We start from the raw sequence: 22,424 nt of genomic DNA on the forward strand, positions 1-22,424 counted from the left end.
GGTCAGGAGGCGGGCAGCTCACCGCGGACGGTACGGGCCGCGGCGACCAGGTTCTCCAGGGACGCCCTGGTCTCGGGCCAGCCGCGGGTCTTCAGACCGCAGTCGGGGTTGACCCAGAGCCGTTCGGCGGGGATGGCCTCCAGCCCCTTGCGGAGCAGAGCGGCGGCCTCGGCGGCGTCGGGCACCCGAGGGGAGTGGATGTCGTACACGCCGGGGCCCGCCTCGCGCGGGTAGCCGTGTGCGGCCAGTTCGCGGGCGACCTGCATGTGCGAGCGGGCGGCCTCCAGGCTGATGACGTCGGCGTCGAGGTCGTCGATGGCCTGGACGATGTCCCCGAACTCGGCGTAGCACATGTGGGTGTGGACCTGGGTGTCCGGACGTACACCGCTGGTGGTGAGCCGGAAGGACTCGGTGGCCCATTCCAGGTACGCGGCGCGGTCCGCCGCCCGCAGGGGCAGCGTCTCGCGCAGTGCGGGCTCGTCGACCTGGATGACCGAAGTGCCTGCGCTCTCGAGGTCGTTGACCTCGTCGCGCAGTGCGAGGGCGACCTGTCGCGCGGTGTCCCCGAGGGGCTGGTCGTCGCGGACGAAGGACCAGGCGAGCATGGTGACGGGCCCGGTCAGCATCCCCTTGACGGGGCGGCCGGTGAGTGACTGGGCGTACGCGGTCCAGCGCACCGTCATCGGTTCGGGGCGGGAGATGTCGCCGGCGAGGACCGGCGGGCGGACGTAGCGGGTGCCGTAGGACTGGACCCAGCCGTGCTGGGTGGCGAGGTAGCCGGTGAGCTGTTCGGCGAAGTACTGCACCATGTCGTTGCGTTCGGGTTCGCCGTGTACCAGGACGTCGATGCCGGTCTTCTCCTGGAAGGAGATGACCTCGCCGATCTCGGCCCTGACCCGTTCCTCGTATCCGGCCGTGTCGATACGGCCCTTGCGCAGGTCGGCGCGGGCCGTGCGCAGCTCGTCGGTCTGCGGGAAAGAGCCGATGGTCGTCGTCGGCAGCAACGGCAGCCCGAGGTGGGCCCGTTGGGCGGCGGCCCGCTCGGCGTAGGGCTGGGAGCGGCGGCAGTCGGCGCCGGCTACGGCGGTAGTCCTGGCCCGTACGGCAGGGTCGGTGGTGATCGGGGAGTCGGCGCGGGAGGCGAGGTCGGCGCGGTTGGCGGAGATCTCGGCGGCGACGGCGCCGGTGCCCCGGGTGAGTCCCTTGGCCAGGGTGACGACCTCGGCGCACTTCTGCTCGGCGAAGGCGAGCCAGCGCAGGATCTGGGGGTCGATGTCCCGCTCGGGTGCCGTGTCGAGGGGGACGTGCAGGAGGGAACAGGAAGCGGCCACGTCGACGCTGTCGGCGAGGCCCAGGAGGGTGGCGAGGGTGGCGAGGGACTTCTCGTAGTCGTTGATCCAGATGTTGCGGCCGTTGACGACACCGGCGACGAGCCGCTTGCCGGGCAGTCCGCCGGCGGCGGCGAGGTCTTCGAGGTTGGCGGCGGCCGGGCCGGTGAAGTCCAGGGCGAGGCCCTCCACCGGGGCCTTCGCCAGGACGGGCAGGGCATCGCCGAGCCGGTCGAAGTAGGAGGCGACGAGCAGCTTGGGGCGGTCGGTGAGGCCGCCGAGGTCACGGTAGGTGCGGGCCGCCGCGTTCAGCTCGGCAGGGGAGCGGTCCTGGACGAGCGCGGGTTCGTCGAGCTGCACCCACTCCGCGCCCGCGGCACGCAGGTCGGCGAGCACCTCGGCGTAGACCGGCAGCAGCCTGTCCAGCAGGGTGAGCGGTTCGAAGCCGGCCGCTGCTCCGGGGGCGGGCTTGGCCAGCAGGAGGTAGGTGAGGGGGCCGACGAGTACCGGCCGGGCGGTGTGCCCGAGCGCGAGGGCTTCCTTGAGCTCGGTGACCTGCTTGGTGGAGTCGGCGGTGAAGACGGTGTCCGGGCCGAGTTCGGGGACGAGGTAGTGGTAGTTGGTGTCGAACCACTTGGTCATCTCCAGCGGCGCCACGTCCTGGGTGCCGCGGGCCATCGCGAAGTAGCCGTCGAGTGCGTCGGCGTCGACGGCCGCACGGTGGCGCTGGGGGACCGCACCGACCATGACGCTGGCGTCGAGGACGTGGTCGTAGTACGAGAAGTCGCCGGTGGGCACTTCGTGGACGCCGGCGTCCGCCAGCCGTTCCCAGTTGGAGCGGCGCAGGCCGGCCGTCGTCTCCCGGAGGGCGTCGGTGGTGACGCGGCCCTTCCAGTAGCCCTCGATGGCCTTCTTCAGTTCCCGGTTCGGGCCCTGGCGGGGGTAGCCGTACACGGTGGCTCGTGCTGCCGCGGCTGCGGGCTTGGGTGTCACGGAAATCTCCTTCGCGAGATGACTCCTGAACATCCCGGGACGGGACACGGACGCGAAGGGATGACGTACCGGACGGACCTCGCGCACGCCTTCGGCGCGGACTTGCGTCTGGTATGTACGCCGACCCGCCCACGAGGTCACCGGGATATCCGCACACGAGGGGTCGCGTGCGGGCAACGGGCAGGTCTTCGGACTCGCGGGCACATCTGCCGGGGGCAGACTCCTACTGGCCGTCGCTTCCCAGATCCGACCGGATCCAGTGCGTATGACGGCGGTCGTTCCCACTCACCGCTGCGGGGCAGTCCCGGAATTCCACCGGGTTCCCTCTTACGACGCACCTGCCTGGCGGACAGGGCGAACCAACTGCACCTGCCAGCCTAGACGGTCGTCCACTGCCCAGGCACCGCTGTTCACATTCCGGAACGTGAAACGGGACCCCGGCCCCACGTTCTCGGTGAGCGTGATCCGCGCTCCTGTGGGACGAATGTATTGCCCAACCTGGAGCAGGCCGTGCACCGTCGGGGCCGGGCGGCGGACGGGTACGGACGGGGACGGACCGGCCGGGGTAACCGGCCAGGAGCGCGCGACCGTTCACCGCGGTAACCATCCGTTACCGCGCCGGCCATGCATCAGCGCCGGTCACCCGGGTACCCGCACCGGGCACGACGCCTATGGGAGGAAGCGAGAACACCGTGAACGACCTTCACCCGAAAGACCCCGGAACGAGTGGGGACCCGATTCCGCGGGACCCGCCCGATCAGCAGGCCACGGCCGACGAGGACCCCTTGGACGTGGTCGGCGGCTCGATGCGGCCGACGGCCGACGAGCACCCGGACCTGGAGATTCCCGATACGGACGAGGCAGGTACCGGCCGGCGCGGCGCTCCGCCCGCAGCCCCTCGCCATGCCGACCACCCCGTGCCCGACGAACCGTCCGGCTGACCCGGCTCCCCGAAGGCACGCGCCGGACGAAAGCGCTCTTCACCCTTGTGCCGACGGCGGAGGCCGCGGGCGTGGATCATAGGCGTATGACCCGCGTGGGGAGCGCCCCGTCGCTGTCCTCCCCGGCCCGGTTCGGCCGGGCCGGGGAGCATGGTGCGACGACGTCATGGAAGGCGAGGCCCGCTGATGAGTACCGGTGCGGTGAGGGTGCGCCACGCACGTCCCGCCGATCTCCCGCACATCGCCCGGCTGGTGGCCGAGCACGCCCGGTACGAGCAGGCCGAGCCGCCGCCCGCGGACCTGGCCGGGCGTCTGGAGTCACTGCTCTTCGGCACCGCGGCTCCGCGACTGCGTTGTTTCGTCGCGGAACGGGACGACGCAGGGATCATCGGTTACGCCACCTGCGCCCCCGAACTGTCCACCTGGGACGGCGCGGAATACCTCTCCATGGACTGCCTCTTCCTGCGGGACGGCCACCGCGGTCAGCGGGTCGGCCCGTTGCTGGTGGAAGCCGTCCGGGGCGAGGCGCGCGTCCTGGGGCTCAGCCAGATCCAGTGGCAGACCCCTTCGTGGAACGCGGACGCGATCAGGTTCTACGACCGGCTGGGCGCCCGCGCCAAGGAGAAGCGGCGTTTCTTCCTGTCCGCGGACTGAACCCGCTGCCGCCGCCCGCCTGCCGCTGTTTCGGTATCGGTGACCCCGTCGGTGTCCCCTGCGCCGCTGCTCGTTCGTCGTGAGGGTGAGAGCCCGCTGATTCCGGAGGCCGTGATGCAGTACGCCCTGATGATCTACACCGAGCCCGGCCGGGAGGAGACGCTGTCGGAGGAGGAACGCGAGACGGCGTACGCCGAGTATCTGGCGCTGGCCGACGATCCGCGGTGCGTCGGCGCCGGGCAGCTGCAGTCCGCCGAGACGGCGACGAGCGTGCGCGTGGTCGGCGGCCGGACGCTGATGACCGACGGCCCGTTCGCGGACACCAAGGAGGTACTCGGGGGCTTCTGCCTGATCGAGGCGGCTGATCTGGACGAAGCGATCGAGCTGGCGTCGCGCGTCCCGGCCGCCCGGCTCGGCGGCGCCGTCGAGATCAGGCCGGTGGTACGGCGCTGAACGTGCTGGAGGAGGTCTTCCGGGACGAGTGGGGCCGGGTGCTGGCGTCACTCGTCGGGTACCTCGGCGACTTCGACAGGGCGGAGGACGCCGCGCAGGAGGCGTTCGCCGTCGCGGCACGGAACTGGCCCGCCTCGGGCGTACCCGCCAACCCGGGCGCGTGGCTGGTGACGACGGCGCGCCACCGGGCGATCGACCGGATCCGCCGGGAACACACCCTTGCCGAGAAGATCCACCTGCTGCCCGCACCCGAGGCCGTCATGGACGAGTTCGACGACACCGTGATCAAGGACGAACGACTTGAGCTGATCTTCACCTGCTGCCACCCCGCCCTGCCGCTGGAGGGACAGGTGGCACTGACCCTGCGCGCCCTCGGCGGCCTGGAGACCGCTGAGATCGCACGGGCCTTCCTCGTCTCAGAGGAGACCATGAAGCGGCGCCTGACACGCGCCAAGAACAAGATCAGGGCGACCGGGATCCCGTTCGCGGTTCCCGGCGTGCAACTGCTGCCGGAACGCATCGACGCGGTACTCGCGGTCATCTACCTGATCTGCAACGAGGGCTACCGCGACCGGGTCGACCTCGGCGCCGAGGCCGTCCGTCTGGGACGGGTGCTCGTGGCGCTCATGCCGCACGAGCCGGAGGCGCACGGGCTGCTCGCACTGATGATGATCCACGGCGCCCGGCGGCGGGCCAGGTTCTCCGGCGAGGACCTCGTGCTGCTGGGCGATCAGGACCGGTCGCTGTGGGACACCCGGCGGATTGCCGAGGGACGGGTGGTGCTCGACCAGGCACTCGCGCTGGGCGGGCGCGGCGCCTACGTCGTCCAGGCCCTGATCGCGTCCATGCAGACGCGGGAGCGGATCGACTGGCCCCGGGTCGCCGCGTTGTACCGGCGGCTGGTCGAACTCACCGGCTCCCCGGTGGTCGAGCTCAACCACGCGGTGGCGGTCTGCCAGGCCGGCGACCCCGCCGCGGCGCTGCGCACCGTCGACGGTCTCGACCTGGACGGGTACCTCTACTTCCACTCGACCCGCGGCGAGTTGTTGCGGCGTCTCGGGCGTGACGCCGAGGCCCGGGACGCGTACCGGCGGGCGCTCGAACTGGCCACCTCGACCCCCGAGCGACGGTTCCTGACCAGACGGATCAAAGAATTCTGACCCGGGCTGTCCCCTGGGCGGGTGCTCGTTCGTCGCTTCGGTAGGAGGACATACCAGCGGTCAGGCCCACGGCGGTTCGTGGCGGCCGCGCGCCGGGGCCCGCGTACGGGCGGGCCCCGCCGTGGGTGCCCCGCCCGCGCCGCCAGACAGCGGCACCACCACCTTGGAGGAAGCCATGAGCTCCGCACCAGCGACCGGCACGGTCCCCGGCTATACGGCCGGCACCTGGAAGGCCGACCCGGCGCACTCCGAGATCGCCTTCACCGTCCGGCAACTCACGGTCAGCAAGGTGTGCGGCCTGTTCACCTGCTCCGACATCACGATCGTCACGAGCGAGGACCCACTCGGTTCGTCGGTCACCGCGACGATCGACACCGCGTCCCTCGGCACAGGCAAAGAGCGGCGTGACGACCACCTCCGCTCCGCCGACTACTTCGACGTCGCGAAGTACCCGACGATGAGCTACCGCTCCACCGGCATCCGCCGAAGCGGTGACGGCTGGGCCGTCGACGGTGAACTGACGTTTCGCGGTGTCACCCGGAAGGTGCCGCTGGCCGTCGGGGCGAACGGGTTCGGTCCGGCCGAGTCCGGTGCGCGGCGGGCCCGCTTCTCCGCGACCGCGCAGATCAGCCGGCGTCACTTCGGCCTCCGCATCCCGATGGACGGCATCGGCGGCGTGGTCGGCGACAAGGTGTCGATCACCCTCGACGTCGAGGCCGTCCTCCAGAAGTGATCCGACCCGGACGCGCTGCCGCACACCGGCGGCCACACCCTCGCCGCGATCGGCGGCAACCACCCGAATGCTCGTCCCGACCCGAGGTGAAACCAGATGTCCACAGCCCGGTCAACCGACAACAGAGCGACGCTCGGCCGACTGCACGAGGCCGTCAACCGCGGCGACGCGGAGCTCATCGAGAAGACGATCGACGAGCTGTTCGACCCGGACGTGCTGATCCGCACGCCTCTGCCGGTCGAAGCGACGGGGGCGCAGGCACTGAAGGAGGTGTTCACGACACTCTGCCGGGCCTTCCCCGACCTCCACATCGAGGTCGAGGACATGATCGCCGAGGGCGACAGAATGGTCTCCAGGAACACGGTCACCGGGACCCACCTGGGCGAGTACATGGGCCTCCGGCCCACCGGAAGACCGGTCACCTACAACGAGATCTTCATCTTCCGCTTCGTCGGCGACCGGATCGTTGAGACCTGGGGAGTCGTCGACGTCCTCGCGCAGATGCGACAGCTCGGCGTGGCTCCCGGAGGAACCTCGTGAGCACAGCGGCGTGACCGCCGCGGTGGACGTCCCGGTGCGCCCCGCTCTCCTCAGACCTCGCCGAGGTCCGAGCTGAGCCAGCGCTGCGGCCGCATGTGGATGACCACCTGCTCGCCGTGCTCCTTCCAGGCGAAGTCGACATAGCCGTCGACCTTCTCGGCGGCGAGATAGCGCGACGACATCTCCACCAGGCGTTCGCGCGTGGCCGCGACCGTCGAGATGACGGGGCCCTCGACCGAGACGTAGCGGATGGTCGGGGAGACACGGTCGACCATCAGACAGAACCGGCCCGCCGCGGCGATCGCTTTCCCCTTGCGGGAGTTGAGCCCCGTCATGATCCAGACATCGCCGCCCGGCCGGTACTGGTACCAGATCGGGACCGTCAGCGGTGACCGGCCCTGCTCGGCGGCGTTCACGGCCAGCGCGGCGATGTGCGGCTCCGTCAGAAACTGCTCGCGCTCGTCACGGGTCAAAGCCACGGGGGAACTCCTTCGTGGGGGTGTCGTGAGTTCTTGATGCTGCATTATGTAACGCCTGTGCCGGTTCGTCCCTCGTGCCGCGACACGGGCGGTTCGTCAATCGCCCCCGGTGCCGGAGCGAGGACCGGGGATCGGATGTCAGGGGGTCAGGACGATCCGCTGACCGGGGGCGGTCGTGGTGTTCCACGCCTGCTCGACCTGGCTCAGCGGGATGAGCAGCGGGTCCACGGTCAGTGTTCCGGCGACGATCTGCTCGGCGAGGGACGGCAGTTCGGCGACGATGCCCGCGGTCGTCACGGAACCCTGGCCGCTGCCCATGATGTTCAGGTTCGCCGCGCGCAGCAGGGACGAGGGCAGTGTGATGTTCTGGCCGGCCATGGACCCGATCTGGATCCAGGTCAGCGCCTTCGCACGGTCGGCGCGGGCTGTCAGCAGTGCGGGCATGGTCTGCTGGGTGACCTGGCCCCACAGGTAGTCGATGACGACATCCACGTCCGCGGCCGCCTGCCCGAGCCGGTCGGCCACCGTCTTGTCGTCGCCGGTCAGGCTCACCGTCTCGTCGGCTCCGATGCCCTCCAGCAGGCGGAGGCGTTCCGGGTCGCGGCCCGCGCCGATCACCCGGCCGGCCCCGAGGTGCCGGGCGATCTGGACGGCCAGCTGTCCGGCGTTGCCCGTGGCACCCAGGACCAGGACGGAGCTGCCGGGCTCGAAGGAGATACGGGAGCGTAGCGCCACCCAGGAGGACATGCCGGGGTTCATGGCCGCGGCCACGTCGGCCGGGTCCGTTCCGGGCGGCAGGGAGATGGCCCGGCGGCGGTCGACCACCGCCTGCTCCGCCATGGTGCCCAGGGCCGTGTCCGTGGCGACGAAGTAGAGCAGTTCGCCCTCCTCGGTGCGGCCGACCGCGTCGAAACCGGGGATCAGCGGCAGCGTGCCGTCGGACGTGTAGTGGCTGCCCTTCGCGGCCGAGCGCACCCGGGGGTGCAGACCGGCGGCGAGGACGTCGACAAGGACCTCGTGCTCCCCGGAGGCGCTGGGGGTCGGGAAGCTCTCGAACCGGGGCGGGGCTCCGAAGGACCGTACGACTGCGGCGTGCATGGGGTTCTCCCGTTCCGATCGGGCTGCCGCCACCCTGTGGATTGCGGCATGGAGTGTGCGGCACGTACTAGATTCGACCAGATCAGGCTGCTCGGCATCCCGCGCGCCCGGCGGGGCGGGACCGGTCGACCTCGACCGCCCGATGACCGCGCTCACCGAAGTGGCGTCCGCCGGTCAGTGCACCCGGCTGGCCGAGCTCGCCACGGCGCGGGCAGCCGCCGTGGCGGGAGGTACTCTCGGCGCATGGACGATCAGCATCTTGCCAACCTCGCGCACCTGCGCCGGGCGCGGGATCTCGTCGACCGGGAGTACGCGCGGCCGCTCGACGTGCAGGCGATGGCGAGTCGCGCGCTGATGTCGCCGGGTCACTTCTCCCGTGCGTTCCGGGCCGCCTACGGCGAGACGCCGTACAGCTACCTCATGACCCGGCGGGTCGAGCGGGCGATGGCGCTGCTGCGCGCGGGCATGAACGTGACCGACGCCTGCATGGCGGTCGGCTGTACCTCCCTCGGCTCGTTCAGCTCACGGTTCACCGAACTCGTGGGGATGACACCGAGCGCGTACCGGGCCGGAGACCACAGCGCCGTGCTGGCGATGCCCGCGTGTCTGGCCAAGGCGCACACCCGGCCGGTCAAGGACCAGCCGGTCAGGATCGGGGAAGGGGCCCCCACAGCCCCAGGAACAGACACGGGCGCAGGCACTGCCGAAGGCCCGGCGACCGGCACAGGCGCCGTCTAGCCGGGCTTGCCCGGAGCTGCTCCGCCCAGGGCTCGTGGAGCGGAGGGGCGCCGGAGGGCGGGTCTGGTCGCGTCGGGTGTGTCAGCCGAAGGAGAAACGCGCGGCGGCCTCGGCGGCTGTGGTCGCCTGCCGCCGTCCGGGGACGTCGTGGACGCGGGTGGCGCCCTCGGAGCGGAGCCGGTCGGCGCCGGCGTCCCGGCTCATGACCACGGCGTAGGCGCGGACGTCTTCAGCGGTGAGGTCGGTGCGGCCCCGCTCCGTGTACTGCTGCAGGAGGCCGGCGACGTCCGGAGCGAACCGCAGCATGGTCACCGGGGCACGGAAGCGTCCGGCGAGGGCGATGAGCCGTTCGCGCGCCTGTGGCGTGACGTTCGTCGACTCGGCGACCGCGCTGTGCCCGGCGGCGAGCCTGGCAGCGATCCTGTGGTCACGTTCCTCGAAGATCCGTGCGTCCACCGCGTCGGAGTCCACCTGCGCGGGAAAGGGACCGGAGAGTTCCGCCCGGATCTCGTCGCTGGACACCACGGCTTCCGCGTCGATCCGGCCTTGCGCGATCAGTGCCCGGACGAAGCTGGTCTTCCCCGAGGCCGGGGGGCCGACGAGGACGACGAGTCCGGCCGGCACGTGGACGGCAGGCGGGGGAGTGCCCGGGTGGCGGGCGCCTGCGCGGGTCGTGCTGCGTCGATTGCGGGGGTTCGTCGGCACGGACTCATTCTGCCGGGCGCGGGCGCGGGCGTGGGCGAGGGACGGAGCAGTGCATCGTCATGCCGGTCGGCAGCCCTGATGGCGACAGCCCGCCTGACTGGTGAACTGTCGGCGAATGTTCCCCGTCGGCGGGCAGCAGCACATGTGCGGGCCATGTTCCGGACGCGTCGGGTTCACCCGGAACGATCATGATGCGAGCGCCCGACCGATACATCCCGACCCGAACCGGTGAATTCATGCAGAAACGAACCGTCGCCGTCGCTCTGACACTTACCGCCTCGGCACTGCTGTCGACAGCAGTGCCGGCCCAGGCGAGCTCCTCCGGCTCCTACGCCACCAAGACCCCGTACGCCCCGCAGCAGAACATACGGGCGTACCAGCAGGCCCCCAAGGGGTTCGTCCCGGTGTTCACCGAGAACGTCTCCCGCCACGGCTCCCGCGCGGCGTCCGACAGCGAGGACGGCGACCTGATCCTGGCGCTGTGGACGAAGGCGGCGAGCGAGGGGCAGCTCACCCGCGCCGGTGAGCGATTCGGCGGCGAGACGAAGTCGCTGCTCGCGGCCATGGACAAGGTCGGGTACGGACAGCTCAGCGGCCGGGGCGAGCGTGAGCTCGCGGACACGGCCGCGCGGCTGGAGAAGCGGCTTCCCACGCTCTTCAAGAAGATCGCCAAGGACTCCGAGCGGATCAACGTCGTCAACTCCGGCAAGGACCGCGCCGTCGACAGCGGCAACCTGTTCGCGGCGGCCCTCGCCGACAAAGACCCCGCCCTGAAGCCGCTCATCACACCGGCCAGGACCGACGCCGACCTGCTCTACTTCCACAAGTCGGCCGGCGGCGCGGAGTACCGGGACTACGTCGACAACGACAAGCGGCTCGCCGCCACGCTCAAGGGGATCACCGACCAGCGGGCCACCCGCACCGCCGCCCGCAACGTCCTCAAGAAGATCTTCAAGCCGGCCTTCGTCCAGCGGGTCACGGCCGGGGAGTTCTCCTCGATCGGTACCGCGACGGAGGCCGCGCAGGCGGTCTACGCCCTCTACAGCATCGCCCCGACCATGGCCGACGAGGGCAGCTGGAACATGGGGCGCTACATCGCACCGCGAGACGCCCGGTGGTTCGCCTACCTCAGCGATGCCGAGGACTTCTACGAGAAGGGTCCCGGCTTCTCCGACAGCGACATCACGTACAGGATGGCCAACGTCCTGCTCGACGACTTCTTCGCGAAGATCGACGCCAAGAGGGCCGGGACCGGGAACGTGGGCGCCGAGCTGCGCTTCACACACGCCGAGGAGATCACCCCGCTGGCCGCGCTCATGGGTCTGCCCGGCAGCACGAAGGCGGCGTCACCGGCCAGGCCGTACACGTACGCCAACAACGCCTGGCGAGGTGCGTCGGTCGCGCCCATGGCCGCGAACATCCAGTGGGACCTGTACCGGAAGGGGAACAAGTACCTGGTACGGATGCTCTACAACGAGAAGCAGACCGCGTTCAAGCGGGGCTGCGAGCCGGTGGCCAAGGGCAGCTACTTCTACGACGCCGACGAGCTGAAGCGCTGCTTCGGCCGCGCCACGTCCTGACACCCCGCGAACGGGAGCGGGGCCGCGGAGGTGGCCGACGTACCCGCGTCTACCCCCCGGCCGCCGTGTCGTCGGAGGCGGCCCCGGCAGCCCCCGCGAGCATGGCGATCAGCCCCCGTACCTGCTCCCGGGGGTCCGGGGCACCGGACCAGCCCGTCATCAGGAGGTGATGGGTGGTTCCGACCACGGCGAGCGAGACCGCGGCCGTGTCTGTACCTGCCGCGAGGCGGCCCAGGCGCTGTTCGGCGTCCAGGTACCGCGTGATCGACTCCTGGATCGAAGCGAAGCCCGGCTCCCCGGCCTCCAGCGCCCGGCGCAGCCGCAGGGAGGCGGCAGGGCGCGTCATGGCCAGGCCCGCGATCGTCGGGCCGCCGGAGTCCAGCAGCGCGAGCGCGACATCGCGGAGGTTCCCGGCCACCGTGCCCTCGCCCGCCCGTCCGGGCAGCGCCTCGGCCTGCCGTGCGGTGTACGCGAACCTGTCGAGCACCAGATCGGCGACGAACTCGTCCAGGCCGGCGAAATGGGCGTGCAGTACTCCCTTGGCGCAGCCCGCCTCGCCGGTGATCGCCCTGCTGGTCAGGGCGCCCGGCCCCTCGCGGGCCAGCACACGCTCCGCCGCGGCGAACAGCCGCTCCCGAATGTCCGGCATCGCTACTCCACGCGGTGACACGAGGGCCCTCCCGAGGTGATGTCGCGGCCCGGCAGGGCAACAGGGGTTGGCCAGTATGGGCGAGCGCCCATACTGTATGGGCACGCGCCCATCATAGGTCCGGCGTTCCCGTACCCAGCAGGAGGCACCCGATGCCCGGCATCGTCAACACCGAGCAGGCGCAGGCATGGAACGGCTACGAAGGCACGTACTGGGCGCGCAATCAGGACCGCTGGGACGCGGTGAACGGGGGCTTCGACGAACCGCTGCTCGCCGCCGCCGCGATAGGCGAGCGGGACCGGGTGCTCGATGTCGGCTGCGGGGCCGGCAAGACGGCACGGCTGGCCGCACAACGAGCCTCCCGCGGGCGGGTGCTGGGGGTCGACCTGTCGGCCCCCATGCTGGAGCGCGCCCGGGTGACGGCGGCGCGGGAGGGCATCGGCAATGTGACGTTCGATCACACGGACGCCCAGGTCCACCCCTTCGAACCCGCCGCCTTCGACGTGGCGGTCAGCCGCTTCGGGGTGATGTTCTTCGGCGACCCCGTCGAGGCCTTCACCAATATCGGCCGCGCCCTGCGCCCCGGAGGCCGCCTGGCGTTCGTCTGCGCCGCGGAAGCCGGGGACAACGAGTGGATCCAGGCCATGTCCGTGCTGCGGGACCACCTGCCCCTCGGGGAGTTCGGGGCGCCGGGCGGCCCGGGGATGTTCTCCCTGGCGGATCCGGACCGCATCCGCACGGTGCTCTCCTCCGCGGGGTTCGTGGACGTCAGCCCGGTGGGGGTGGAGGCGTACGGGCACTGGGGGCGGGACGCCGAGGACGCGGCGGACTTCCTGCTGGACAGCGGCCCCGGACGCCATCTCACGGGCCAGGTGGACCAGGAGACCCGGGGCCGCGCTCGCGAGGCGCTGGTGAACCGCCTGCGCGACCACGAGGAACGGGGCGCCGTCCGGCTTCGCAGTACCGCTTGGCTCGTCACCGCCGGCCGCCCGGCGTGAACGTGCCCGGCCGGCCGGAGGCAGTACACGTGCCGGGCGGTTGAGCGCCCGTGGTGCCGTCGCCGTGTGACGCGTGCCTCGCTTGCGGCCGGGAGGCAGGGGCGGCAGGGTTCGGGGGTGTGGCCACTCTACTGATCGTGCATCACACGCCCTCGCCGAACTGCCAGGCATTGTTCGAAGCCGTCGTCTCCGGCGCGGCGGCGGAGGGGATCGAGGGTGTCCGGGTCGTGCGGCGCGCGGCACTCGCCGCTACGGCGTCCGACGTGCTCGCCGCCGACGGCGTTCTGCTCGGCACCCCGGCCAACCTCGGCTATATGTCGGGCGCCCTCAAGCACTTCTTCGACCAGGTCTACTACCCCTGCCTGGATGCGACGCGCGGCCGGCCCTTCGGGTACTACGTGCACGGTGGCAACGACGTCACCGGGGCCGTGCGGGCCGTCGAGTCGATCACCACGGGTCTGGGATGGCGCCGTGCGGCGGACGCCGTGACGGTGACGGGCGAGCCGGGCAAGGCCGACACCGAGGCCTGCTGGGAGCTGGGGGCGACGCTCGCGAGCGGCCTGATGGACTGATACCTCCCAACGGCGCCGTACGGCAACGAGCCTCCCGGCGACCCGTCCATTGCGGGGCGCGCACGGGCGGTGCCGGAAGAGGAGGGGTTCACCGTCGGCTGCCGCCGGTCCGAGCCGTCACGGTCAGCGGGGCCTCGCGAGTCCGGTCCGAGGACGGGCCCGTCCCGATCGCGAACTCTCCCGGCTCCACCGCCCGCTCCAGCGCACGGGTGACGGAGGCCAGGGTCCGTGCCCCGAGCGGGAAGGAGACCTCGGCCCGCGCTCCGGGCGCCAGATCGACACGGGCGAAGCCACGCAGCTCCCGTACCCGCGGCCACGACGTCCCGCCGAGTACCCGGCGCACGTAGAGCTGCACCGTCTCCCGCACGGGCCGGCCGCCCGTGTTGTGCACCTCCACCGTGCACACGAGCGGCTCCGCCGGACCGTGAGGCGCGTCCGTACCGAACTCCTCCGCCGCGGCGGACGCGCGGGACAGCCGAGGGACGCCGTACTCGACCGACGTATAGCTCAGACCGTGGCCGAACGCGTGGCGCGCCGTGGCGGGCTGGTCGGCATAGCCGCGGTAGCCGTGGTCCTTGCCGTTGTAGAAGACCGGCAACTGCGCCGCCGACCGGGGGACCGAGACGGGCAGCCGGCCCATGGGTTCCGCCGTGCCGAACAGCACGTCCGCCAGCGCGCGCCCGCCCCACGGGCCGGGATACCAGGCGCTCAGCACCGCGCCCGCCCGGCCGGTGAGATCCGGCAACGCGTGCGGACGGCCCTGGACCAGCACCACGACGACAGCGGTCCCGGTCGCGGAGACCGCGTCCAGCAGGGCCGACTGCCCTTCGGGGAGGCCCAGTTCGGCCAGGTCGACGCCCTCGCCGCAGGTCATCTCCACGGGGTTGCCCGAGGTGACGACCGCGGCCCCGTTGGCATCGAAGCGCGTCCCCGACTCCCGTGCGCTCGAACCGCCGAGCACCACCACCGCGACATCGGCGCGGGCGGCAAGGGCGACCGCCGCGGGCACGGCCGACAGGTCGCCGCCGACGAGTTCGCAGCCCCGGGCGTACATGACCTCCGTGCCGGGCGGAGCCGTGGCCATGAGGCCGTCGAGGACGCTGATGCCGGTGCCGGGCCGCTGGGGTGCGGTGTAGTCGCCGATCTGCTGCGGTACGGAGTCGGCGTTCGGGCCGATGACCGCGATCCGCCGGACCTCGCGGCCGAGCGGGAGCGTGCCCCCGTCGTGTGCGAGGAGCGTGACGGACTCCCGGGCGATCCGCTCGCTCAGCAGCTCCGGCCCCGGAGCCGGCGCACGCTCGCCGGTGTACGGCCGCTCGAAGAGACCGAGCCGGAACTTCAGCGCGAGGACCCGCCCGACGGCGGTGTCCAGCGTGCCCTCGTCGACCAGGCCGCGTCCTACGGCCTCCTCCAGGCGCGGGAAGCAGCCGTCCCACAGGCTCAGGTCGGTCCCCGCCTCCAGTGCCAGCGCGCCGGCCGCCACCGGGTCCCCGGCCAGCCGCACCAGCCGGTCGAGCGCCAGCCCGTCGGCCATCACCAGACCGGTGAACCCCCACCGCTCGCGCAGGATCCCGGTCAGCAGCTCCCGGTTCGCCGCACACGGGATGCCGTCGAACTCGTTGTACGCCGCCATCACACCCGCCGCCCCGGCCCGGACCCCTGCCAGCGCGGCTTCCAGATGGATCTCGTGCAGCTCGCGGGCGCCCAGCTCGGTCGCGGCGCTGTTGCGGCCGCCGGCCGTCGCCCCCTGCGCGGCGAAGTGCTTGAGCACGACAGCCGCCCGCTCCGGGCCGAACTGCCGGTCCGGGGGCCCCTGGACGCCGCGCACCAGGGCTTCGGTGAACCGTGCCGCCAGGTACGGATCCTCACCGAAGCACTCCTCCGCGCGGCCCCAGCGCGGATCGCGCACCAGGTCGAGCGCGGACACCAGCGCCACATGGCCGCCGCGCGAGCGCAGTTGCGCCGCGGCGAGGGCGGCGGCCTCCTCGTACAGCTCCGGGTTCCAGGTGGCACCGACCGACAGGTTGACCGGCAGCAGGGTCCCGTCCAGTGCCTGGAGGCCGTGCGGCATCTCCTCGACCAGCAGGACCGGGACACCGAGCCGGGTGTTCTCCACGACATGCCGCTGCACGGCGTCGGAGACCCGCGCGCCGTCCGCCGCACCGATACCGGTGGCCGCCGTCACGCCCGACCAGGGATCGGCACGCTGCAACCCGTAGAGCGCGCCCATCCCGTCGTACGCGGCCACCTCGGAACGGAACGCCTCGGTCAGCCGGTGGCCCGACGAGGTGCGTTCGTACGCGTCCCACCCGTACATCCGCTGGTTGACCTGACCCACCTTCTCGGTGAGCGTCATCCGCGCCAGCAGATCGCGCACCCGGTCGGCGACGGGCGTCGCGGGGTCGCGGAAGAGCGGCTCGGTCATGGGTGGCTCACTTTCACGGTGCGGGCGGGACGGGTGCCGGGTGCGCGGGTTGTGGCGCTCAGTCGGTCAGCGCAGTTCGAGGACGCGCACCCCGTACGGGGCGATCACCACGTCCCGCACGGAATCGCCGCCGGTCAGCTCGTGCAGTTCACCGTCGGCCGACGGACGGACGGTCAGCTCCTCGGCCGACTGGCTCACCAGCCACACGAAGCGGGCGCCGTCCTCGCGGACCAGTGTGTCGGCGGCCACGTACGGCGTGCCGACCGTCACCGGCCTTGCGACACCGGCCAGTTCGGCGAGCGCCGCGTACAGCCGGTGCGTCTGCTCCGGGTTGGCGCGGGCCGTGCGGGCGGCCATGTGCTCCAGCGGGTAGGTCGCCAGGACCGTACGGCCCTCGCCCGTCTCGTGGCGGAGCAGCGCCGGGCGGCCGTGCGCGTCGGTGGCGACGACCCGTGCGTCCACCGGGACGACCGGCAGGTAGGCGCGGCTGTCCTCGTTGCCGGCGACCGGGAAGGTCAGGGTCTCGCCCGCGGCGATGGAGCCGAAGTCCTCGGTGAACGTCATCTCCAGGACGTCGTCCTCGATCGGCTCCGCGACCCCGTAGGAGAGCTGGAGTTCGACGCCGAACAGGCCGTCCAGGTCGTGGAACCACGGACCGCGCGTCGTCGGGTACTCACCCGAGCAGAACGACAGGTAGACCGTGGCACCGGCGCGGGCCCGTTCCTCCAGCACCCGCCGGGTACGGGTGGTCAACTGCCGTGTCGACGGCAGCAGATACAGCGCGGCGTCGGCCGGCAGCCCGTCCGCCTCACGGGCGAGGGCCACGGGCAGGTCCGCGCCGCGGGCGGCCACGTACCCCTGGTGCAGCGAGGTGAAGATCAGCGGCCGGTCGGAGGGCCGGCTGTAGGGGTAGCCGCGTTCCAGGAAGGCGGGCACGACCAGGGCGGTGTCGGCGTCCGAGCGGCGGCACCGCGCGAAGTCGACCCGCTTCAATACCTCGGCGAAGTCGGCCAGTTCCCGCAGCGGCTCCTTCGGCCGGCCGGTGCTGTCGGTGATCCCGAAGTGCATCTCGAAGGGGTGGTGGTCGTAGGGGGACTGTTCCCAGAGGTCGTCGTAGTCCGTGTTGTTCCAGGCCATCCAGCCGGTGGCGCCACCGAGCAGCGAGTTGTGCAGGGTCTGCCGGTAGAACACACCCGCGTTCGCCGCCGAGACCGTGTCGGTCGAGAGCCCGAACTCCTCCAGCACGACCGGCTGTCCGGTGACGGCGGCGAGTTCGCACTCGAACGCGGCGCGGTAGTGCTGGCGCGGCCGGTCGGTGTCCGAGCGGTAGACGTGCGGCCCCACGAAGTCCACGTACTCGGCGGTGTCCCGCAGCGAGAAGCCGTTGTCGCGGCCCGTCACCTCGATGCCCCACGCGCCGTCGCCGAGCGACACGGGCTGGGTGCCGCCCGCCGCGCGCACCGCGTCGCACATGAACTGCGCCCAGGCGGTGACGACATCACTGGAGGGCGGGTCGACCTGGTAGATCCGGCCGTAGCCCGGCATCTCGTTGGTGATCAGCCAGCCGGTGACCGCGGGGTGGTCCTTGAAGCGCCGGGTCATCTGGGAGACGAACCAGGCCTGCCGCCCGACGAGCCACACGTCCTCGTACAGATCACGGTCCCCGCGCCAGGCCGGGTCCCAGTTCTCGCCCGACATGTGGCCGACGATGAAGGTGGGGACCGTCCCCATGCCCGCCTCGCTGTGGGCGTCCAGGAAGTCCCGGAAGCGGTCGCACAGTTCCTCGTCGATCCGGCCGGGCTCGGGGTGGAAGTCGGGCCAGTAGAAGAATGACCGGGTCATGTTCAGCCCGTGCTCCCGCAGGACGGCCAGCTCCTCGCGGACCGTCTTCGGCTCGTAGTTCCGCCACATCAGCGGACCACCGGTGCGGGACCAGAAGTTGGCGCCGAGCCAGGGGAGGACGGCGGAGTCATGGGTGAGCTGGGCGCTGTGGCGTCGCATGGTCGTGTCCTGACCTGTTCGAAGTACGGGGGTGGATCGGTGCCTTGAGGCCTTGAGGCCTTGGGGCCTTGGGGCCTTCAGGGCGAGGTGGGCAGTGGGCCGGTCGACTCCCGGACGACCAGGCGCGGACGTCCGTCGAGCACCGGCGGGGGGACGTCCTCGCCGCACTGGACGAGCAGCGCGCGGGCGGCGGCCGCGCCGACCCGTTGCACCTGCTGGTCCACGGTGGTGAGCCGGGGGTGCAGCCAGCGGCCGAGCGGCAGGTTGTCGTAGCCCACCACCGACACGTCCCCGGGCACCAGGAGCCCGGCGCGCTGGGCCGTCCCGATCCCGCAGACGGCCATGGAGTCATTGGAGAAGACCAGCGCGGTCGGCCGGTCGGGCAGGGCGAGCAGTTCCTCCGTGACGGCGACGGCCGCCTCCTCCGTGAAGTCGGTGTGCCGCACGGCGACGGGCCGCAGTCCCGCCTCGGTGAGGGCCTCCTCGAACGCGGCCCGGCGCAGCCTGGTGTGCACCAGTTCGGCCGGGCCCGCGACGTACGCGATCCGCCGGTGGCCGAGCTCCAGCAGGTGCGCGACGGCCTCGCGGACACCGGCGCCCTGCTGCCCGAGGCCGACGCCGGGCACCGGCGCCGCGGCGTCCGGTGAGCCCAGCAGCACCGCGGGCAGCCCGAGGCCGTGCAGCAGTTGCGGGCGCGGGTCGTCCGCGCGTGCGTCGGTCAGCACCGCGCCGTCGATCCGGCCCTCGGCGACCAGCCGTTCGTACAGTGCGCTCTCCTGGGCGATGTCGGCGACCAGGTGGAGGAGCAGTCCGTAGCCCCGGGGGGCCAGTTCGCCCTCCAGGCCGGTGATCAGCTCGCTGAAGTGCGGGTCGGCGCCGAGTACGTCGGTGGGGCGCCGGACGACGAGGGCGATCGTCCGGGTCCTGGCCCGGCGCAGGGCCGTCGCGGACGCGCTGGGCGACCAGCCGAGTTCGGCCGCCGCCTCCAGGACCCGCCGGCGGGTGGCCTCCGAGATCCGGCCCCGGCCGTTGACCGCCTGGGAGACCGCGGCGGTGGAGACCCCCGCCGCGGCGGCCACGGCCTTGATCGTGGGCCGGACGGCTCCGTCGGAGCCCGCGCGGGCGCCCCGCCTGCCGGTCGGAGCGCCGGGGCCGCGGCCCGAAGGCGGATCCGGGAGCCCGGACCCCGACGGCGTACCCACGACGCCTTCCCCGAGATGTTCCCTCACATCTTCACCGCCCCGTTCACGAGAGCCTGCTGCATGCGCTTCTGGAGCACGGTGTACACGACCCAGACCGGGACCAGTGTCAGCACGGTGCCTGCGGTCAGAATGCCGTAGTCGGTGCCGGTCAGGGACTTGAGGGTGGGCAGGGCGACCTGGACGGTGCGCTGGTCGGGATCGGGGCCGATGATGACGAGCGAGTACAGGTACTCGTTCCAGAACGTCAGGAAGTTCAGCAGCAGGATGGTCGCGATGCCCGGCATGCACATCGGGGTGTAGATGTGCCGCAGCACGGCGAAGGTGGACGCGCCGTCCAGCCGCGCCGCCTCCTCCATCTCGTGCGGGATGGTCTGCATGAACTGGACCAGGATCACGACCGAGAGCGGCATCGCCGTGGCCGGCAGGAACAGCACCATGAACGTACGGGTGTGGAACAGCCCGGTCGCGGCGGCGAGCAGGAACGTCGGGAAGAGCGCGGCGAACGTCGGCACCAGGAACCCCAGTGAGAACACCCGCTCCACGAACGCGCCGAGACGTCCCTCGGTACGGGCGATCGCGAAGGCCGCAGGGATGGCGAGCGCCAGGGTGAGTGCCAGCGCCAGCACCGTGACGAGCACCGAGTTGACGATGGCCGGCCCCAGATCGGCGGAGGAGAAGGCCTCGCCGAAGTTGTGCAGGGAGAACGACGTCGGCAGGGAGAACGGACTCCCGAAGATCTGGTCGTTCGTCTTGAACGCCGAGACCAGCAGGTAGTAGAGGGGGACCACCAGCAGTGCCGCGTACAGCCAGGCGAGGACGTGGGCCGCCAGCCAGGACCTTCCGAACTTCATGGAACCGCTCCGATCAGTAGTTCTGGCGGAAGACGCGACGGATGGTCAGCAGTCCGGCCAGACCGACCAGGAACAGGACCACACCGACGGTCTGGCTGTAGCCCAGGTCGGCCGCGATGAACGCCTTCTGGTAGACGAGGAAGGACAACGTTGTCGAGGAGCTTCCCGGACCGCCCTGGGTGAGCAGCAGGACGTTCTGCGCGGAGCCGAACAGTGTCCACAGGAACTGAAGCATCGTCACGACACCGACGAAGTCGCGGATGACGGGGAAGTGGATGCGCCACATGGCGCGCCAGTGCCCGGCGCCGTCGAGCTGCGCGGCCTCACCGATCTCGTCCGGCACACTGCCCAGCCGGGCGGCGAACAGCACGGCGGTGAACCCGATGCCGCTCCACACGTCGAGGACGATCAGGCAGTACAGGGCGGTGGACGGCGAGGCCAGCCAGGCGTCGGTGAGGGAGCCCAGGCCGAGCTTCTCCAGAGCGCCGTTGAACAGTCCGTCCGGTGAGAGGACCGCGTAGAACACCATCGCCTTGGCCGGCGTGGAGATCAGACCGGGGATGAAGAGCAGGTACCGCAGGACGCGGTGACCCGGCGGCTTCTGCGCGACGTAGTACCCCAGCATGTACGCGCACACGATCATCACGGGCAGTGCGACGACGAGTTGGGTGGCGGTGTTGGCGACCGAGTCCCAGAAGACCGGGTCGTCGAAGACGGTACGGACGTTGCCGAGACCGGCGAAGGAGACCGGCTGGAGCATCCCGGGCCAGTGCAGCGCGGCGATGACGAAGATGGCGACCAGCGGGCCGACCATGAAGACGAGGTACCAGACCAGCGCCGGCACGGCGAGGACGACCCCGCCCTGCTTGCGGCGCGGGGGAGCGGCGAGGGGTGGCGACGGCGGGGCCGGCCGGCGGACCGACGCGCCGTCCGGGGCGGACGAGAGCAACGTCATGAGGGACTCGCAGAGGGCTCGGGCGCGCGGATCAGGCCGTGCGGTAGGCGGATTCGAGGGCGGAGCGCACGGCGGCGGCACTCGTCCCCCGGGTGAAGGCGGTGCTGGTCGCCGTGATCAGCGGCTGGGTGGCCGTCGGCGGTACGTACAGGTCGGGCAGGAGGACCTGGCCGACCCGGTCGCCGAGCTGCTGGGCCTTGGCCACCAGGGGGAACTGCTTGCTGACCGTGTCCGTGACCAGAGCCATGTCCCGCCCGCTCTCGGTGATGAAGCGCGAGACCACCTCGGGCCGGTACATGAAGCGCAGGAACTTCTCGACCGAGGACAGCTTCTTGACGCCGTTGGGGCTGATCCAGAAACCGATGAGGGTGTACGAGCGCAGGATCGTCGGCTTGCTGTGCGAGGCGCCGGGGGCCAGCGGCCAGCCGCCGACATCGGTGTGCGCGGCGGCCTTCGGGGCGACCTTCGCGAGCGCCGAGGACATCGCGGACTGGATGGCCGCCGATTCGGTGTTGTACTGCGTGGTCATCGTGTCCGAGGTCAGCCCCTGCGCCTTGTCGGCGAAGACACCGGCGTCGCGCAGCTGGACGAAGTAGTCGATGCCCTCGCGGGCACCCCTGCTGCCGCTGAAGTCGCCGCTCGTGTACACCTTGCGGGCATCGTCGGGCGTGAGGAAGGTCTGGATGATCTGGGCCAGCAGCTTCTGTCCCGTCCAGTCGTTGCCGCCCACGGTGACGGGTGCGATGCCCTTGGCCCGCAGTTTGCGGGCGGCGCCGATGAGCTGGTCCCCGGTGGTCGGCACGGCGTCCACGCCGGCCCGCTCCAGCAGGGCGGTGTTGTAGGCGACGGGCCAGTTGGTGGCGAAGTAGGGGAAGGCGCGCAGCCTGCCCTTGCCGTCGGTCCACTCCTCCAGTGCCGCGGGCAGCACGCGTTCGCGCAGCCCCCAGTCGTCGAGGTAGCCCGACACGTCGACGGTGGCGCCGACATCGGTCCAGGCCAGCGTCTTGTCGTAGAGATTGACCATGACCACGTCCGGCTCCTTGCGGGCCAGCCGGGACGTTTCGTACACCTGTGGAAGGTCGTCGCCGTTGACGAGGTTCTTGACCCGGAGTCCCGGGTTCTCCTCGTGGAACTCCTTCACGACGGCTTTGTAGGTGGGAGAACCCGGCGCGGTGGTGCCGAGCTGGGTGTGCACGAGCAGGGTGCCGGGGTCGGAATCGGCCGAGGCGAGCGTGGAACAGCCGGACAGAGCGGGGACTGCGGCAGCGGCGGCGACGCCGGAACCGGCAGCGAGGAAACCGCGCCGACTCAGGGATGAGCGCACAGCGGGATGTCTCCAACCAGGACGTTAACCATGTGGTTAATCGAT

General features: G+C 71.4%; 21 protein-coding genes and 1 riboswitch. Of the genes, 10 read left to right on the plus strand and 11 right to left on the minus strand.

Annotated elements, in window-relative coordinates:
- Positions 1-2: 2 nt before the first annotated feature.
- Positions 3-2,321, minus strand: a complete 2,319-nt coding sequence (gene metE / locus ACIQM0_RS13915; protein WP_401286163.1) for a 5-methyltetrahydropteroyltriglutamate--homocysteine S-methyltransferase — start codon at positions 2,319-2,321, stop codon at positions 3-5.
- A 161-nt stretch (positions 2,322-2,482) separates the two neighbouring features.
- Positions 2,483-2,700, minus strand: a riboswitch (cobalamin riboswitch).
- 313 nt (positions 2,701-3,013) lie between these two features.
- Between metE and ACIQM0_RS13920 the strand changes: the two genes are divergently transcribed.
- The 6 genes from ACIQM0_RS13920 (at position 3,014) to ACIQM0_RS13945 (ending at position 6,802) form a co-directional block, all read left to right on the plus strand.
- Positions 3,014-3,262, plus strand: a complete 249-nt coding sequence (locus ACIQM0_RS13920; RefSeq protein ID WP_401286164.1) for a hypothetical protein — start codon at positions 3,014-3,016, stop codon at positions 3,260-3,262.
- 186 nt (positions 3,263-3,448) lie between these two features.
- A complete protein-coding gene (locus tag ACIQM0_RS13925) occupies positions 3,449-3,916 on the plus strand; it encodes a GNAT family N-acetyltransferase (RefSeq protein WP_401286165.1) in 468 nt (155 codons plus the stop codon).
- Positions 3,917-4,030: 114 nt separating this feature from the next.
- Positions 4,031-4,369, plus strand: coding sequence for a YciI family protein (locus ACIQM0_RS13930; protein WP_401286166.1), 339 nt, complete (start codon positions 4,031-4,033; stop codon positions 4,367-4,369).
- 2 nt (positions 4,370-4,371) lie between these two features.
- Entirely contained in the window at positions 4,372-5,529 is a 1,158-nt protein-coding gene (locus ACIQM0_RS13935; RefSeq protein ID WP_401286167.1) for an RNA polymerase sigma factor, read from the plus strand.
- A gap of 175 nt (positions 5,530-5,704) precedes the next feature.
- A complete protein-coding gene (locus ACIQM0_RS13940) occupies positions 5,705-6,262 on the plus strand; it encodes a YceI family protein (protein WP_401286168.1) in 558 nt (185 codons plus the stop codon).
- Positions 6,263-6,358: 96 nt separating this feature from the next.
- Complete coding sequence (locus tag ACIQM0_RS13945; protein ID WP_401286169.1) at positions 6,359-6,802, plus strand: ester cyclase; 444 nt, start codon at positions 6,359-6,361, stop codon at positions 6,800-6,802.
- A 50-nt stretch (positions 6,803-6,852) separates the two neighbouring features.
- Here ACIQM0_RS13945 and ACIQM0_RS13950 read toward each other — a convergent pair whose 3' ends face one another.
- Positions 6,853-7,281, minus strand: a complete 429-nt coding sequence (locus ACIQM0_RS13950) for a pyridoxamine 5'-phosphate oxidase family protein (protein ID WP_401286170.1) — start codon at positions 7,279-7,281, stop codon at positions 6,853-6,855.
- 138 nt (positions 7,282-7,419) lie between these two features.
- Complete coding sequence (locus ACIQM0_RS13955; protein WP_401286171.1) at positions 7,420-8,379, minus strand: zinc-binding alcohol dehydrogenase family protein; 960 nt, start codon at positions 8,377-8,379, stop codon at positions 7,420-7,422.
- 243 nt (positions 8,380-8,622) lie between these two features.
- On the opposite strand from ACIQM0_RS13955, the gene ACIQM0_RS13960 reads away from it, so the two are divergent.
- Positions 8,623-9,117, plus strand: coding sequence for a helix-turn-helix transcriptional regulator (locus ACIQM0_RS13960; protein ID WP_363022732.1), 495 nt, complete (start codon positions 8,623-8,625; stop codon positions 9,115-9,117).
- A gap of 81 nt (positions 9,118-9,198) precedes the next feature.
- Here the strand turns inward: ACIQM0_RS13960 and ACIQM0_RS13965 are convergent, their stop codons facing one another.
- Positions 9,199-9,822: an AAA family ATPase gene (locus tag ACIQM0_RS13965; RefSeq protein WP_401286172.1), complete on the minus strand. Its 624-nt coding sequence runs from the start codon at positions 9,820-9,822 to the stop codon at positions 9,199-9,201.
- A 236-nt stretch (positions 9,823-10,058) separates the two neighbouring features.
- Between ACIQM0_RS13965 and ACIQM0_RS13970 the strand changes: the two genes are divergently transcribed.
- Positions 10,059-11,402 carry a histidine-type phosphatase gene (locus ACIQM0_RS13970; protein WP_401286173.1) on the plus strand — a complete coding sequence of 448 codons (1,344 nt, stop codon included), beginning with the start codon at positions 10,059-10,061 and terminating at the stop codon, positions 11,400-11,402.
- Between the two features lie 49 nt (positions 11,403-11,451).
- On the opposite strand, the gene ACIQM0_RS13975 is transcribed toward ACIQM0_RS13970, so the two are convergent.
- Positions 11,452-12,072 carry a TetR family transcriptional regulator gene (locus tag ACIQM0_RS13975; protein ID WP_401286174.1) on the minus strand — a complete coding sequence of 207 codons (621 nt, stop codon included), beginning with the start codon at positions 12,070-12,072 and terminating at the stop codon, positions 11,452-11,454.
- Positions 12,073-12,203: 131 nt separating this feature from the next.
- Here ACIQM0_RS13975 and ACIQM0_RS13980 point away from each other — a divergent pair, with 131 nt between their 5' ends.
- Both ACIQM0_RS13980 and ACIQM0_RS13985 read left to right on the plus strand, forming a co-directional pair.
- Entirely contained in the window at positions 12,204-13,049 is an 846-nt protein-coding gene (locus ACIQM0_RS13980; protein ID WP_401286175.1) for a class I SAM-dependent methyltransferase, read from the plus strand.
- Between the two features lie 119 nt (positions 13,050-13,168).
- Positions 13,169-13,621, plus strand: coding sequence for a flavodoxin family protein (locus ACIQM0_RS13985; RefSeq protein ID WP_401286176.1), 453 nt, complete (start codon positions 13,169-13,171; stop codon positions 13,619-13,621).
- A gap of 88 nt (positions 13,622-13,709) precedes the next feature.
- Here the strand turns inward: ACIQM0_RS13985 and ACIQM0_RS13990 are convergent, their stop codons facing one another.
- The 6 genes from ACIQM0_RS13990 to ACIQM0_RS14015 form a co-directional block, all read right to left on the minus strand.
- A complete protein-coding gene (locus tag ACIQM0_RS13990; RefSeq protein ID WP_401286177.1) occupies positions 13,710-16,046 on the minus strand; it encodes a glycoside hydrolase family 3 N-terminal domain-containing protein in 2,337 nt (778 codons plus the stop codon).
- 66 nt (positions 16,047-16,112) lie between these two features.
- Positions 16,113-18,047 carry a cellulase family glycosylhydrolase gene (locus tag ACIQM0_RS13995; RefSeq protein WP_401286178.1) on the minus strand — a complete coding sequence of 645 codons (1,935 nt, stop codon included), beginning with the start codon at positions 18,045-18,047 and terminating at the stop codon, positions 16,113-16,115.
- Between the two features lie 77 nt (positions 18,048-18,124).
- Positions 18,125-19,126: a LacI family DNA-binding transcriptional regulator gene (locus ACIQM0_RS14000; RefSeq protein WP_401286179.1), complete on the minus strand. Its 1,002-nt coding sequence runs from the start codon at positions 19,124-19,126 to the stop codon at positions 18,125-18,127.
- 146 nt (positions 19,127-19,272) lie between these two features.
- The gene (locus ACIQM0_RS14005; RefSeq protein WP_401286180.1) at positions 19,273-20,100 is read right to left on the minus strand and encodes a carbohydrate ABC transporter permease; all 828 of its coding nucleotides are present in this window, start codon (positions 20,098-20,100) and stop codon (positions 19,273-19,275) included.
- 13 nt (positions 20,101-20,113) lie between these two features.
- Positions 20,114-21,055: a carbohydrate ABC transporter permease gene (locus ACIQM0_RS14010; protein WP_401286181.1), complete on the minus strand. Its 942-nt coding sequence runs from the start codon at positions 21,053-21,055 to the stop codon at positions 20,114-20,116.
- Positions 21,056-21,086: 31 nt separating this feature from the next.
- On the minus strand, positions 21,087-22,379 hold the full coding sequence (locus ACIQM0_RS14015) for an ABC transporter substrate-binding protein (protein WP_401286182.1): 1,293 nt from the start codon (positions 22,377-22,379) through the stop codon (positions 21,087-21,089).
- Between the last annotated feature and the right edge of the window lie 45 nt (positions 22,380-22,424).

Source organism: Streptomyces sp. NPDC091387 (assembly GCF_044756945.1).
Taxonomy (GTDB): domain Bacteria; phylum Actinomycetota; class Actinomycetes; order Streptomycetales; family Streptomycetaceae; genus Streptomyces.

Excerpts from the sequence above, each read along its gene's own strand:
- ACIQM0_RS13925 (WP_401286165.1), top strand. The coding sequence starts at position 3,449 with ATGAGTACCGGTGCGGTGAGGGTGCGCCACGCACGTCCCGCCGATCTC.
- ACIQM0_RS13930 (WP_401286166.1), top strand. The coding sequence starts at position 4,031 with ATGCAGTACGCCCTGATGATCTACACCGAGCCCGGCCGGGAGGAGACG.
- ACIQM0_RS13940 (WP_401286168.1), top strand. The coding sequence starts at position 5,705 with ATGAGCTCCGCACCAGCGACCGGCACGGTCCCCGGCTATACGGCCGGC.
- ACIQM0_RS13945 (WP_401286169.1), top strand. The coding sequence starts at position 6,359 with ATGTCCACAGCCCGGTCAACCGACAACAGAGCGACGCTCGGCCGACTG.
- ACIQM0_RS13955 (WP_401286171.1), bottom strand. The coding sequence starts at position 8,379 with ATGCACGCCGCAGTCGTACGGTCCTTCGGAGCCCCGCCCCGGTTCGAG.
- ACIQM0_RS13960 (WP_363022732.1), top strand. The coding sequence starts at position 8,623 with ATGGACGATCAGCATCTTGCCAACCTCGCGCACCTGCGCCGGGCGCGG.
- ACIQM0_RS13970 (WP_401286173.1), top strand. The coding sequence starts at position 10,059 with ATGCAGAAACGAACCGTCGCCGTCGCTCTGACACTTACCGCCTCGGCA.
- ACIQM0_RS13980 (WP_401286175.1), top strand. The coding sequence starts at position 12,204 with ATGCCCGGCATCGTCAACACCGAGCAGGCGCAGGCATGGAACGGCTAC.
- ACIQM0_RS13990 (WP_401286177.1), bottom strand. The coding sequence starts at position 16,046 with ATGACCGAGCCGCTCTTCCGCGACCCCGCGACGCCCGTCGCCGACCGG.
- ACIQM0_RS13995 (WP_401286178.1), bottom strand. The coding sequence starts at position 18,047 with ATGCGACGCCACAGCGCCCAGCTCACCCATGACTCCGCCGTCCTCCCC.
- ACIQM0_RS14005 (WP_401286180.1), bottom strand. The coding sequence starts at position 20,100 with ATGAAGTTCGGAAGGTCCTGGCTGGCGGCCCACGTCCTCGCCTGGCTG.
- ACIQM0_RS14010 (WP_401286181.1), bottom strand. The coding sequence starts at position 21,055 with ATGACGTTGCTCTCGTCCGCCCCGGACGGCGCGTCGGTCCGCCGGCCG.